Annotated in this window: 12 protein-coding genes; 3 read left to right on the forward strand and 9 right to left on the reverse strand. The window is 73.7% G+C overall.

Features of this window, described 5'->3' with window-relative positions; translation table 11 throughout:
- Positions 1-30: 30 nt before the first annotated feature.
- On the reverse strand, positions 31-1458 hold the full coding sequence (locus GA0070623_RS16820; protein WP_331715183.1) for an FAD-binding oxidoreductase: 1428 nt from the start codon (positions 1456-1458) through the stop codon (positions 31-33).
- 83 nt (positions 1459-1541) lie between these two features.
- On the opposite strand from GA0070623_RS16820, the gene GA0070623_RS16825 reads away from it, so the two are divergent.
- Complete coding sequence (locus GA0070623_RS16825) at positions 1542-3638, forward strand: S9 family peptidase (RefSeq protein ID WP_067310125.1); 2097 nt, start codon at positions 1542-1544, stop codon at positions 3636-3638.
- A 79-nt stretch (positions 3639-3717) separates the two neighbouring features.
- On the opposite strand, the gene GA0070623_RS16830 is transcribed toward GA0070623_RS16825, so the two are convergent.
- The gene (locus GA0070623_RS16830) at positions 3718-4287 is read right to left on the reverse strand and encodes a TIGR03086 family metal-binding protein (protein WP_067310127.1); all 570 of its coding nucleotides are present in this window, start codon (positions 4285-4287) and stop codon (positions 3718-3720) included.
- Positions 4288-4318: 31 nt separating this feature from the next.
- On the opposite strand from GA0070623_RS16830, the gene GA0070623_RS31415 reads away from it, so the two are divergent.
- Complete coding sequence (locus tag GA0070623_RS31415; protein ID WP_067310129.1) at positions 4319-5338, forward strand: helix-turn-helix domain-containing protein; 1020 nt, start codon at positions 4319-4321, stop codon at positions 5336-5338.
- A gap of 935 nt (positions 5339-6273) precedes the next feature.
- Here the strand turns inward: GA0070623_RS31415 and GA0070623_RS16840 are convergent.
- The 6 genes from GA0070623_RS16840 to GA0070623_RS16865 are packed head-to-tail and all read right to left on the reverse strand — an operon-like array spanning position 6274 to position 11859.
- A complete protein-coding gene (locus GA0070623_RS16840; RefSeq protein WP_089004090.1) occupies positions 6274-7812 on the reverse strand; it encodes a SpoIIE family protein phosphatase in 1539 nt (512 codons plus the stop codon).
- 1 nt (position 7813) lies between these two features.
- Positions 7814-9127 carry an ATP-binding protein gene (locus GA0070623_RS16845; protein ID WP_067310181.1) on the reverse strand — a complete coding sequence of 438 codons (1314 nt, stop codon included), beginning with the start codon at positions 9125-9127 and terminating at the stop codon, positions 7814-7816.
- Between the two features lie 23 nt (positions 9128-9150).
- Entirely contained in the window at positions 9151-10167 is a 1017-nt protein-coding gene (locus GA0070623_RS16850) for an ATP-binding SpoIIE family protein phosphatase (protein ID WP_067310183.1), read from the reverse strand.
- Entirely contained in the window at positions 10164-10580 is a 417-nt protein-coding gene (locus tag GA0070623_RS16855; protein WP_067310136.1) for an anti-sigma regulatory factor, read from the reverse strand. The genes GA0070623_RS16850 and GA0070623_RS16855 overlap by 4 nt, the downstream gene beginning before the upstream one ends.
- Positions 10577-10999: an STAS domain-containing protein gene (locus tag GA0070623_RS16860; protein ID WP_067310139.1), complete on the reverse strand. Its 423-nt coding sequence runs from the start codon at positions 10997-10999 to the stop codon at positions 10577-10579. The genes GA0070623_RS16855 and GA0070623_RS16860 overlap by 4 nt, the downstream gene beginning before the upstream one ends.
- Entirely contained in the window at positions 10999-11859 is an 861-nt protein-coding gene (locus tag GA0070623_RS16865; protein WP_067310144.1) for an STAS domain-containing protein, read from the reverse strand. Before GA0070623_RS16865 ends, GA0070623_RS16860 begins: the two co-directional genes overlap by 1 nt.
- Before the next feature lie 158 nt (positions 11860-12017).
- On the opposite strand from GA0070623_RS16865, the gene GA0070623_RS16870 reads away from it, so the two are divergent.
- Positions 12018-12374 carry an STAS domain-containing protein gene (locus GA0070623_RS16870; protein WP_067310147.1) on the forward strand — a complete coding sequence of 119 codons (357 nt, stop codon included), beginning with the start codon at positions 12018-12020 and terminating at the stop codon, positions 12372-12374.
- Between the two features lie 10 nt (positions 12375-12384).
- Here the strand turns inward: GA0070623_RS16870 and GA0070623_RS16875 are convergent, their stop codons facing one another.
- Positions 12385-13536: an MFS transporter gene (locus GA0070623_RS16875; protein WP_231932842.1), complete on the reverse strand. Its 1152-nt coding sequence runs from the start codon at positions 13534-13536 to the stop codon at positions 12385-12387.
- Between the last annotated feature and the right edge of the window lie 222 nt (positions 13537-13758).

Consider the following 13758-nt stretch of genomic DNA (forward strand, 5'->3'; position numbering starts at 1 on the left):
GCCGCCACCCCCGAACGCGGTGGCGGGCGGTCAGAGGCCGCCGGGGAGCCGGCCGGGGGCGAGCCGGCGGTGCGGGTCGAGGTGGTCCTTCGCCTCCCGCAGCCGGGGGATCACCGCCGCCTCACCCCACACGTCGACCGCCCGGCGTACCGCCGGGGGCGCGGCGACCACCACGCACCGGCCCCGGCGGGCCAGCAGCACCCCACGGACGGCGGCGAGGATGCCGGCCACCCGGTCGGCCGGCAGCGCCCCGGGCAGCGCGGCGTGCACCACGCCCAGACCGGCGGAGCCGCGCACCGGCAGGGGCGCACCGGCGGCGTCGCGCAGCGCGTAGACCGCGGCGTGCAGGTCGGTGGCGGGTGCCTCGACCCGCAGCGCGGTGTCGCCCGGCGCGAACGGGTAACGCCGCCACCACGACGGCGGCTGGTCGGCGCTGCTGGCCGCGGCGCCGAGCAGCGCCAGCAGGCGGTCGGCCCGCTCGGCCACCTCGGACCGGCCACCCTCCAGCAGGATCGTCAGCTCACCGGCGCTGCCCCGGGCCGGTGGCGGATCCGCCCGCCGGCCGGCCATCGCGGGATGGTTGGCGCGGGCCGCCGCCTCGGCGGCGGACATCGGCCGGCCCGCCGGCCCCGAGGTGGCCCCCGCCGCCGGGGTGCCGGCCGGGGCCGGCGGGGAACCGGCAGCCGTCAGGTCCAGCTCGACGGCGGCCGGGTCGAGGTCGGCGGCGAGCACCGCCCGGATCAGGTCGTGCACCTCCAGCGGGGTCCACACCGGCCGGGACACCCAGACCCGGGCCGCCGGCACCGCCGGGGCCCGCAGCGTGGCCGAGACGAGCACCCCCAGCCCGCCCTGCGAGCCGCAGAACAACCGGCCCAGGTCGAGGCTGACCGGGGCCGCCGCACCGGCCAGCTCGGCAGCGCTGCGACCGGCGCTGACCAGCTCGCCGTCGGCGTCCAGCCAGCGCAGGCCGACCACCTGCGCGCACGCGGTGCCGTGGCGGTGCCGCAGTGGGCCGGACTCGGCGGCGGCGAGCACCCCGCCGAGGGTGGCCCCGGGGGACGGCGGGTCGAGGGCGAGCCGACGCCCGGTGCGTTCGAGGGTGGCCTGCACGGCCCGCAACGGGGTGCCCGCGCCCACCTCGACCACCGGGGAGGCCGCCGGCTGGTGACCGACCCCGGCGAGCCGGCCGGTGTCGAGCATGATGTCGACCCGGGCGGGGGCGGCACCCCAGTCGATCTTCGTGCCCGCGCCCCGGGGCACCACCGACAGGTCGTGCCGGGCGGCGAGCCGCAGCACCTCGGCCGCCGCAGCCGGCCCGCCGGGGACGGCCACCCACCGGGCGAGCCGCCCGGCCACCTCGTCGGCCGCCCCCGCGAACCGGGCGAAGGAGGGACCGCAGATCCCGGCCAACCGCCGGGTGATCTCCGCTGCACCGGCCGAACCCGCTCCCGTCGACATGACAGTCATCGTACACATGTTCTAAAGCGGTGGGTGGTGGTTCGACCGCGCCGCGCAGCGCGACGGGCCGGTAACGTGGCGGGGTGACCACCGAGACCACCCCGCCCGTCGCCCGACAGGTCCCCGCGGAGCGCACCCACCACGGCGACACCGTCGTCGACGAGTACGCCTGGCTGACCGCCAAGGACGACCCGGCGACCATCGCCCACCTCACCGCCGAGAACGCCTACACCGAGCAGCGCACCGCGCACCTGGAGGCGTTACGCGGCACGCTGTTCGCCGAGATCCGGCAGCGCACCCAGGAGACCGACCTGTCGGTGCCCAGCCGCAAGGGGGGTCACTGGTACTACACCCGCACGGTCGAGGGCCAGCAGTACGGCGTGCAGTGCCGCCGCCCGGTCCGCGACGGCGAGACCGCGCCCCCGGTCAGCGCGGACGGTGCCCCGCTCGACGGCGAGGAGGTGCTGCTCGACGGCAACCAGCTCGCCGAGGGGCACGACTTCTTCTCCCTCGGCGCGTTCGACGTCAGCCCCGACGGCCGCTGGCTGGCCTACTCGACGGACTTCTCCGGCGACGAACGCTTCACCCTGCGGATCAAGGACCTGAGCACCGGCGAGCTGCTCGACGACGAGGTGCCCGACACCTTCTACGGCACCGCCTGGTCGGCCGACGCCAGCGTGCTGTTCTACATCACCGTCGACGAGGCCTGGCGGCCCGACCGGGTGTGGCGGCACACCGTCGGCACCCCGTCGGGCGAGGACGTGGTGGTGTACGTCGAGGAGGACGAGCGGTTCTGGGTGGGCGTCGAGCTGACCCGCTCCGAACGCTTCGTGCTGATCGACAGCAACAGCAAGGTCACCAGCGAGGTCCGGGTGATCCCGGCCGACAACCCGACCGGCGAGCCGGCGGTGATCGCCCCCCGTCGGCAGGGCGTGGAATACAGCGTCGAGCACCACGGCCACCGCTTCCTGATCCTGCACAACGACGACGCCGAGGACTTCGCGCTGGCGTACACCTCGGCCGACGCCCCCGGCGACTGGGTGCCGCTGATCCCGCACCGCCCCGGCACCCGGCTGGAGTCGGTCGACGCGTTCGCCGACCACCTGGTCGTCTCGCTGCGCAGCAACGGGCTGACCGGGCTGCGGGTGCTCCCGGTCGGCGGCGGCGACGGCCACGACATCGAGTTCCCCGAGCCGATCCACAGCGTCGGGCTGGACGGCAACCCGGAGTACCGCACCCGGCAGCTCCGGTTCCGCTACACCTCGCTGGTCACCCCCGACTCGGTGTACGACTACGACCTGGTCACCAGGGAGTTGACGTTGCGCCGCCGCAAGCCGGTGCTCCCCGGGCCGGACGGTCGCGCGTACGACCCGGCCGACTACGAGCAGCACCGCGAGTGGGCGCTCGCCGACGACGGCACCCGGGTGCCGATCTCGCTGGTCTGCCGGCGGGACACCCCGCGCGACGGCTCCGCCCCCGCCGTGATCTACGGCTACGGCTCGTACGAGGCCAGCACGGACCCGTGGTTCTCCATCGCCCGGCTCAGCCTGCTCGACCGGGGTGTCGTCTTCGCCGTGGCGCACATCCGGGGCGGCGGTGAACTGGGCCGCCGCTGGTACGACGAGGGCAAGCTGCTGGCCAAGAAGAACACCTTCACCGACTTCGTGGCCTGCGCCCGGCACCTGGTCAAGGCCGGCTGGACGGCGAGCGACCGGCTGGTCGCCCGGGGCGCGTCGGCCGGTGGCCTGCTGATGGGTGCGGTGGCCAACCTGGCCCCCGACGCGTTCGCCGGGATCGTCGCGCAGGTGCCCTTCGTGGACGCGCTCACCTCGATGCTCGACCCGTCACTGCCGTTGACGGTCACCGAGTGGGAGGAGTGGGGCAACCCGCTCGCCGACCCCGAGGTGTACGCGTACATGAAGTCGTACACGCCGTATGAGAACGTCGCCGCGCTCGACTACCCGGCGATCCTGGCGGTGACCAGCCTCAACGACACCCGGGTGCTCTACCACGAGCCGGCCAAGTGGATCGCCCGGCTGCGCGCGGTGGCCCCGCAGGGCGACTACCTGCTCAAGACCGAAATGGGCGCCGGCCACGGCGGCCCGAGCGGTCGGTACGACGCCTGGCGCGAGGAGGCGTTCGTCAACGCCTGGATCCTCGACCGGCTGGGCCGGGCCTGACCCGGGCCGGTGACCGACGAGGGCCGGGCGGACGACGACCCGCCCGGCCCCGACCCGCCACCGGAGCAGGCCGCGCCGGTCAGCGGGTCCAGGCCGGGTCGCGGCCGGTGCTGCCGAGCAGCCGGTCCAGCTCGCTACGGTCGGTGTCGACCGGCACCTCCGGGCCGAACGCGCCCATCTGCCGCCCCATCGATCCCATCTCGTCCATGAAGCCGTGCACCGCGGCGAGGCACTCGCGCGCCGGCTGGTACGGCTGGCCGGTCGCCCGCGCCAGGTCCCAGCCGTGCACCACCAGGTCCACCACGCCCATCAGGCCGAGCGTCGACCGGGAGAGTCCCATCCCCGGCACGACCCCCTCCTCGCTGGCCGGGTCGTCCCAGGCGACGACGAGCTGCGCCACCTCGGCGGCGAACCGGTCCCGCCAGCCGGGCTCGGCCACGTGGTCGGTCTTGGCCGACCAGTCCGCCTCCTGCCGGGCAGCCAGCCGCTGGAAGTTGACCGCCACGTCGTACACATGGTTGAGCAGTCCCCGGACGGTGTAGTCCGCGCACGGCGTGGGCAGGTCGAGCTGGTCGTCGTCGATCGTCCGGACCATCGCCACGGTCGGCGGGACGGCGGTGGCCAGCAGCTCACTAGTCTTCGTCGGCATACGGCCAGCGTATGAAGGTGGTCTTGAACGAATGCGACAGCCACGCGGGGATCACCGGGGCATCCTCGATCCGGTCCGGCTGCGCCGGGAGGTGCGGTTCCGGCGGCACCTGCCGGCACCCGAACTGCGCCCCTGGGTGGAGCACTACTGGCTGGCCGACTGGGCGCTGACCGCGCCGTTCGTGCAGCAGGTGGTGCCGCATCCGGCGGTCAACGTGGTCTTCCGGCAGGATGCCGGCGGGCCGGAGACCGGCGAGGTGGCCGGGGTGGGCCGACGGCTGTTCACGGTCACCCTGACCGGCACCGGAGCGGTCAGCGGCATCCAGTTCCGCCCCGGCGGCTTCCGCCCGTTCTGGCGTCACCCCGTCGCCGAACTCACCGACCGGCGCGTCCCGCTCACCACCGACCCGCTCACCACCGACCCGGCCGCCACCCGCGCCACCGGTGCGGCCGCCGCACACACCACCGCACCGACCACCCCGCGCGCCACCGCACCGACCGCCCCGCGGGCCGCCGGATCGACCGCCCCGCGGGCCGCCGGATCGACCGCCCCACGCGCCACCGGACCGACCGCCGCGCGGGCCGCCGGATCGACCGCCCCATGCGCCACCGGACCGACCGCCGCGCACGGCGCCGGGTCCGTCGTCGCGTCACCCCGCTGCGGGGGTACGGACGACGAGCGCCGCCGGGCGTTGGACGCCTTCCTGCTCGGCTGGGCACCGCAACCCGACCCGGCGGCGACCGAGGCGATCACCCTGGCCGAGATGATCCGCACCGACCGGAGCGTGCTGCGGGTGGACGACCTCGCCCGCCGGCACGACCTCTCCGTCCGGCGACTGCAGCGACTCTTCCTGGACCATGTCGGCGTCGGCCCCAAGTGGGTGATCCGCCGATACCGCCTCCTGGAGGCGATCGAACACGTCGTGACCGGGTGGCCCGACTGGGCCACCCTCGCCGCCGACCTCGGCTACAGCGACCAGGCCCACCTGGCCCGCGACTTCGCCGCCGTCACCGGTCGCACCCCCACCGGCTATGCCCGCTCCCTGCGCTGATCCCCACCACGTACAAGGCCAGCGAACCGCGCACCCGGTCAGCGTCGGCCCGACGGGCACGGAAAGCCAGACGACCAGCCCCGCCACCGACCCCCGCCGACCCCGCCACCGGGTCGCTCAGCTCGCCCGGCGGTCGACCGACGACCCCACCGCCCGGTCCAACCCGCAACCACGCCGGTCGCCGGCGACTGCACTGTGTGGAGAGTTCTTGTCGCCATAGCCGCAAAAACTCTCCACAATCCTGGTGCGCGGATCACCGCCACCGCATGCCACCGTGCCGCTGCACCAGCCGATCCTGACAGCCGGATATCGGCAGACCCCCGCCACCTCAACACCGGCGGGATGCTCCCGAACGCTCCTGACGCGCCGGACACCCAGGACACCCCCGCCCCTCAGACCCCTCAGACACCCCGGCCCCTCCGACGCCCGGTACCCGGCGCCCGGACACCCCACCTCCCTCGGACGCCCGGCACCCGAAAGCACCGCTGCATCCCCGCTTCCCGGTGATCCCCACAGCGACCAACTCCAACCGATGGCGACAACGATGAGTAACGAAAGTCGCCACCAACCCACCTCCCACCCCGCATCCTTTGCTCTGCTGCCATCGAGGCAACGGCTACTCACCGTGTCAGGCAAGGACCACGACCCGTCTCCGGTGAATTTCAAAACCGCAGCTCAGCGCGTTGTCGCGAATAGGGCAGCAGAGCAAAGGATGCAGGGGGATTAAGTGGGGGGTGGCCTGGGGTTACGGTGAGCAATATCGAAAGTGGGGACACACCTGAGCACTCTCGGTAATTAGGACAGTGGTGGGTGTTGCGTGCTCGGTGAGCCGGTGGCGCGGCCACCGGGGCCGGCCGCATCGGGGGTGGGGTGGGGCGAGCACACGAGGACATCCTCCCCGTGGTGGGGCGGCTCCGGAGAGCAGTCGGAACCGGTCAGCGGCGGCGGACCGCGACCACCGCGACGTCGTCGTGGATCTCCGGCGGGGCCAGCTCGACCAGCAGCCGCTGGCAGAAGCCGTCCAGGTCGTCGTCGACCACCGTCGCGCAGGCCGCCAGGGCGGCCAGGCCGTCGTCGATGGTGGCGTCCCGGCGCTCGATCAGCCCGTCGGTGTAGAGCACCAGCGTCGCCCCCGGCGGCAGGGTGAACTCCAGGTCCTCCGGCCGGTCCGCCCGCACCCCGAGCAGCGGGGCCGACTGCTGCACGTACTCCACCCGGCCGTCCACCGACACCAGCGCCGGCAGGTGCCCGGCGCTGGCCAGCCGGATCCGGCCGGTCGACGGGTGCAGCAGCAGGATGCACAGGGTCGCCAGCTCGTTGCGCAGCAACGTACGCATCAGCACGTTGAGCCGTTCCAGGATCACCCCGGGCTGGTGCCCCTCCACCGCGTACGCCCGCATCGCGTGCCGCAGCTCGGCCATCACCGTCGCCGCGTGCAGCGAGTGGCCGGCGACGTCGCCGATCGCCACCAGCAGCCGGCCGTCGAGCATCACCAGCTCGTAGAAGTCCCCGCCCACCTCGGTCTGCGCGCTGGCCGGCTCGTAGCGCACCGCCAGGTCGAGACCGGCCACGTCCGGCAGCCGGCGGGGCAGCAGGCTGCGCTGGAGGGTGACCGCGATCCGGTGCTCCTCGTCGTAGGAGCGCTGCGCCTCCACCGCCGAGGCGACCGCCTGGGCGAGCTGCACCAGCACCGGCGTCCGGGCGGTCTGGGTGGCGGTGGGCACCACCACGTAGAGCGGGGCGCGGTCCTCCCGCAGCTTGGCGGCGGCCACGGTCACCGTGTCGTCGACCGGCCAGCGCACCAGCCCCCACCCCTCGGGGGCGTCCACCCGGACGGTCGCGCCGGTCGGCACGCCGGTGTCGTCGACCACCCACGGTACGATCTGCGCCGCCGCACCCGGACCGGCGGCGATGCCGGCCAGGCACTCCCCGTCGAAGGTCTCCGCGACCACCGCCGCCGGGCTGCGGAAGATCTGCGCCGCACCGGTCGCCGCCTCCTGCAACAGGCGGGCGAAGGTGGACGCGGCGTGCACCGCCACGGTGGTGTCGGCCAGCCCGGTGAGCCGCTCGGCGAGCAGCTCGGCCCGGGTCCTCGCCTGGTAGTAGCGCAGCACCGCGTGCGCGGTGGCGACCAGCTCCTCCGGCTCGATCGGCTCGGCCAGGTAGGCGTCCGCGCCCCGGGTCAGGCCCTGGGCACGGTCCACCACGTCGACCGCGTGCGCGGACACGTGGATCACCGGGATCGCCGGATGGTCCGCCTTGATCCGTTCGCAGACCTCGAAACCGCTCAGGTCCGGGAGCCGGACGTCGAGGACCACCAGGTCGACCGGGTCCACCCCGATCCGGGCCAGCGCCTCGGTGCCGTTCTCGGCCTCCCGGACGGTGAAACCCGCCCGGGTCAGCCAGCTCACCAGCAGGTAGCGCTTGGTCGGGCTGTCGTCGACCACCAGGATCGTCGCCGCAGCGCCGGCCACGTCACACCCCCGCCACGGGCAGGTCCACCGTGAAACTGCTGCCCCGGCCCGGCTCGCTGGTCAGCGACAGGGTGCCGCCGAGCAGGGCCACCAACCGCCGGGCGTACGGCAGGCCGAGCCCGGTGCCGCTGCGCCGGCTGGTCCCCGGCACCTGGTAGAACTCCTCGAAGATCCGTTCGTGCAGCTCGGCGGGGATCCCCGGGCCGGTGTCCGAGACGCGGATCCGGATCCGGTCGGCGGCCCGCTCGGCACGCATCCGCACCTCGCCCCGGTCGGTGAACTTCACCGCGTTGTGCAGCAGGTTGCGCAGCACCTGGGCCAGCAGCACCTCGTCCGAGCGGAGCACCGTGCCCGGGGCCGGCTCCTCGACCAGCAACTCCACCTCGGAGCGCAGGACGAGCGCCCGCAGCGTCCCGCGTAGCTGACCGAAGACCGCCCGCAGGTCGACCTCCGCCCACTCCGGCTCGATCCGGCCCGCCTCCGCCTTGGCCAGGTCGAGCAGGTCGTTGACCAGGGAGAGCAGGTCGGTCGCCGAGGACCGGATCAGCTCGACCTGTTGGGCCTGCTCGGCGGTGAGCGGGTCCGACGCCGGGTCGGTCAGCAACCGCCCCAGCCCCATGATCGCGGTCACCGGGGCGCGCAGCTCGTGGCTGACGTTGGCCAGGAACCGGCTCTTCGACTCGCTCGCCGCACGCAACTGGGCCGACTTCTCGTCCAGCTCCGCGTAGAGGGCCACCACCCCCCGGTTGGTCTCCTCCAGCTCCTCGGAGAGCTGGGTGTAGAGCGCCATCACGCCCCGGTTGGTCTCCTCCAGCTCGGCGTTCAGCACGGCCAGCTCGTCCCGCTGGCTGCGTACCTCGTCGAGCGCGGCGATGAGCTGCCCGTTCTGGGTGGCCAGCTCGTCGAGGGCGCTGGCCGGGGCAGTGGTGCCCAGCTCAGCCAGGCGTGCCGGGGTCAGCGCCGCGGCGGCGGCCGGGACGCGTCGGGACATCCTCACGACGGTATCTCCCGCCACCTCCGCCAGTCCCAGGGTGTCCACCAGTCGCGCCACCGCGCCGGACTGCGGCTCGTAGCGGTTGCCCGGCAGGGGGCGCAGCGGGGCGAGGTCGACGCTGAGGAACCGCCGGCCGTCCAGCTCCGTCACGGCGGCGAAGCTGACGTCCGCGCCGTCCGCCATGCGCAGCAGGTCCCGGGCCACCTCGCTGAGCGCGGTGGCGAACCGGACCTGGTCCTGGTGCTCCAGCCCGACCGCCGCGGCGACCTCCCGGCCCCGCTGACGGATCCCGAAGATGTCCTGTTCCACCCGCAACGCCATCCGCAGGAGTGGCTCGCGGGCGGTCACGACGGGGCTCTCGCGACCAGCACGCAGGCGTCGTCCCGGCGGATCCCGGCGTCCCGCAGCAGGGTCGCCGCGACGACGACCGGCGCCCGCCCGGTCAGCCCCGGGTAGTCGTCGGAGCGCCACCGGTCCACCACGCCGTCGCTCTGCATCACCAGCAGCGCGCCGGGCGGGAACGGGTAGTCGTACTCCCGGACCGTCGGGCGTTGGTGGCCGGCGATGCCGGGCAGCGACACCATTCCCCGCCGGGTGCCGTCGGGGGCCAGCACGGTCCCGGCGATGTTGCCCAGGCCGGCGTAGCGCAGCAGGCCCGCCGCCGGGTCCAGCTCCGCCACCGCCACCGCGGCCCCGCGGGTGTGCGACATGGCGCGGTGCAGGTACGTCACCACGGTGGCGGGCGGCCCGTCCGGGGCGGACCGGAAGGCGGCGACCGCCGCCTCGGCGGCGGCGTTGGCCAACGGCCCGTGTCCCAGCCCGTCGCAGACCAGCACCTGGTGCCGGCCCGGCCCGCTGCGCACGGCGTGGCCGTCCCCGCTGACCTGCTCGCCGGTGATCGGCCGGGTCAGCCCCGCCGCCCAGGCCGGGGCGACCCGCACATCCTTCGCCCACACCTGCACGGCGAAGACGGTGCCGCGACCCGGCCGGGACCAGGCGTCGTACCAGCTCGCCTGCCGGGTGATGGCGCCGAGGCCGATGCCGAGGGTGCCGGTGGTGGAGTGGCCGTCCCGGGAGGAGACGGTCAGGTCGGCCATCCCGGGGCCGGAGTCGACCGCGATCAGCTCCACCCCGGCCGCGTCGCCGGACCGCACCGGACGCAGCAGCAGGACGCCCTCCTGGGCGTGCTTCACCAGGTTGCTGGTCAGCTCGGCGGCGACGATGGCCAGCTCCGCCACCCGGTTCTCGCCCAGGCCGAGCTGAACGCCGAGGCGTTCCGCCGCGCGCCGGACGGCACTGGCGGTGCTGCCGCTCTCCGGCCGGTACCAGTGGCCCGCGTCCGGCACGACGTCGTGGATCATCGGGACCACTTGGTGACGGTGATCCGGGTGCCCTCGCCGGGGGCGGTCTGGATGTCGAAGTCGTCGACCAGTCGACGGGAACCGCTGAGGCCGAGGCCGAGGCCGCCGCCGGTGGTGTACCCGTCGGTGAGGGCGAGGCCCAGGTCGGCGATGCCCGGACCGGAGTCGGCGAAGACGATCCGCACGCCCCGCCGCCGGCCGTCCTCGACGACGGTCACCTCGGCGGTGCCGCCACCGCCGTAGATGAGGGTGTTCCGGGCCAGCTCACTCGCGGCGGTGACCAGCTTCGTCTGGTCGACGAGGGAGAGCTTGACCGCCACCGCCACGGTACGCACCAGCTGACGGACCCGGACGACGTCCTCGTCACTGGCGATCGCCTGGGTCTGCGTGCCCAGGTCGACTCCCGGGGTCATGACGATGTCGCCGCCGTCCCGGACTCCGCGTCCTCGGGGTCCTCGTCGTACCCGAGGTCGTCGTCGCCACGGGACGCCGCGATCAGCTCCATGCCCCGCTCCACGTTCAGCGCGGTGCGGATGCCGTTGAGCGACAGGCCCAGCTCGACCAGGGTGATGGCGACCGCGGGACGCATCCCGACGACCACCGTCTCGGCGTCGAGCACCTTGGAGATCGAGGCGATGGTGGAGAGCATCCGGCCGACGAAGGAGTCGACGATGTCCAGCGCGGTGATGTCGATGATGACGCCGTGGCAGCCGGTCGCCACGATCCGCTCGGCCAGGTCCTCCTGGAGGGTGACCGCCGTCTGGTCGGACATGTCGATCTGGATGGAGACCAGCAGGATGTCGCCGATCTTCAGGATCGGCACCCGTTCCATCACGCCTCCCGGCCGCGGTGGCGGCGGGACGTCTCCACCCCGGTGAGCCGCAGCACGTGCCGCAGGGCGTCGGCCAGGCTCGCCTTGGTGGCGATGTCGCCGAACTCGATGCCGAGCGCGACGATGGTCTGGGCGATCTGCGGGCGGATGCCGGAGATGATGCAGTCGGCGCCCATCAGCCGGGCGGCCACCACCGTCTTGAGGATGTGCTGGGCGACCTGGGTGTCGACCGCCGGCACGCCGGTGATGTCGATGATGGCGTACGGCGAACCGGTGTCGACCAGGGTCTGCAGCAGCCGTTCCATCACCACCTGGGCGCGGGCCGAGTCGAGGGTGCCCACCAGTGGCACGGCGACCACGCCGTCCCAGATCTTCACCACCGGGGTGGAGAGTTCGAGGAGCTGCTCGGCCTGGTCGGCGATCAGGCCCTCGCGGGTCTGCACGTAGGTCTCGAAGGTGAGCAGCCCCATCCGGTCGACCAGGCCGGTGAAGTCGATGACGTCCCGCAGCGAGAGTTCCACGCCGTCGGTCTCGGCCAGCTCGACCAGGACGTCCTTGAGGGCGTAGATGCTGACCGCGGTCTCGGTGGCGGTGAAGCTCTGCCGGGCCCGGCTGCGGGACAGGTCGGCGAGCACCGCCCGCAGCTCACCCGCCCCGGGTGACTGGAGGTCCGCCAGGCCGACGCCGCCGGCATTGATCATGCTAGCGTGCAGCTCCTGCACCTGGAGGCGGAGCTCGGCCTGGCTGAGCCGGCCGCGCAGGGAGGCGGTGACGATCTCCGTCCACCGCTGAACCACCCGCTCACCGTGCCCGGTCAGCAGCTCGACGAGTCGGTCGCCTCCGTCTGCGGTCAACGCCATGGTTACCTCCTGTGAGCTGGGCCGGCCGGACTCTATCACCGGAGGCGGACCCGGTAGTTGCCCCGCGGCAAAGGAATGACCGGTCCCACCGGAAGCGCTCCCGTCCGGCGTGTCCCGCCGTTCGTGGGATACCGTTTCACCAATAACAGGAGGTCTGAATGTCCCTGACGGTGCACACGGAACAGCGCGGCGACGTCGTCGTCGTGTCGGTCGCGGGCGAACTCGACATGGCGACCGCACCGCAGCTCCAGGACCAGATCACCGACCTGCTCGACAAGGGTCGCAGCCGGCTGGTGTTCGACCTGGCCGAGGTGTCGTTCTGCGACTCGACCGGGTTGTCGGTCTTCGTCCGGGCCAAGAACAGCTGCGACGAGGCCGGCGGCGTGGTCCGGTTGGCCGCCCCGCAGCGCGGTGTGCTGCGCATCCTCGAGGTCAGCGGCCTGGTCGAGGTGCTGCACACCTATCCGACGGTCGACGAGGCCGTCGCGGGCGACCCCACCCCCGCCTCGTCCTGACCGGCTTCGCTCACCGCTCGTCCTCGATGAACCGGGGACGGGCGATCACCATGCCCGCAGTCGTCTGCACCGCGAGCGCGGCGAGCAGGAAGCCCATCGGCGCCGTCCACCCACCGGTCGCCTCGTAGAGCACGCCGACGAGCAGCGGACCGAGCGCGGCGATCACGTAACCGGTGCTCTGCGCGAACGCGGACAGCGCCACCGTCCCGTCGGCGGTCCGGGCACGCAGGCCGATGGTGGTCAGGATCAGCGGGAACGCGCCCTGACCGAAGGCGAGTAGCAGGATCCACAGCACCGCCCCGTCGCGGGGGGCGAACGCCAGCCCCAGGTAGGCCGCGGCGGAGAACGCGGTCAGCCCGAACACCAGCGGGCGCAGGGTGCGCAGCCGACCGGCCAGCGTGGGCATCAGCAGGGCGACCGGCACGCCGAGCGCGGTGACCCCGGCGAGCAGCAGTCCGGCGGTCTCCGCCCGGAAGCCGGCGTCCCGGAAGAGCTGGGCCAGCCAGCCCATGATGGCGTACCCGCTGAGCGACTGCGCGCCGAAGTAGACCGCCATCGCCCAGCCGAGCCGGGTGCGGGCTGGTCGGACCCGGGAGCGCGCCGCCGGGACCGCCGCGGTGGTGGCCCGTCGGGCGGCCCGCGTCCGCAGTGCCAGCGGCACCCACGGGAGTACGGCCAGCGCCGCCAGCGCCGCCCACACCCCGAGCCCGGCCCGCCAGGACCCGAAGGCGTGCGCCACCGGCACGGCGGCGGCCGCGGCCACCGTCGTGCCCGCCGTCAGGGCCATCGTGTACGCCCCGGTGACCAGCCCGGTCCGGTGCGGGAAGTGCTGCTTGACCAGCATCGGCAGCAGGATGTTCGCCACCGCGATGCCGGCCAGGGCCAGCGCGCTGGTGAGCACGAAGACCGCCGCCGAGTCGGTGACCACCCGGAGCACCTGACCGACGGTGAGGGCAAGCATCGCCACCACCAGCACCCGGGCCGCCGGCCAGCGGCGGATCAGCCACGGGGTGAGCGCGCCGAGACCGGCGAAGGCGATGGTGGGCAGCGTGGTGACGAGTCCGGCCATCGTGCCGGAGAGACCGAGGCCGGTGCGTACCTCGTCGAGCAGGGCGCCCAGGCTGGTCACCGCCGCCCGCAGGTTGAGCGCGACCAGCAGCATCCCGACCAGCACCAGCGCGCCACCGGTGACCGGCGACGGGGCACGGTGGGTCGGCCGGTGGACGCCCGGTGCGGGTGGCTCGGCGGTGCCGCCCGCGCCGACGGTGGTGTCGTTCCGGCCGGTGGCGGTGGCCTCGACGCTGGCGGTTGGCGGGGTCATGACCTCGAACCTACAATCATGGGATGAATTTCGGCAGCTGGTGTAACCGGTGACACCGTCAGT

The organism is Micromonospora rifamycinica, assembly GCF_900090265.1.
GTDB lineage: Bacteria > Actinomycetota > Actinomycetes > Mycobacteriales > Micromonosporaceae > Micromonospora > Micromonospora rifamycinica.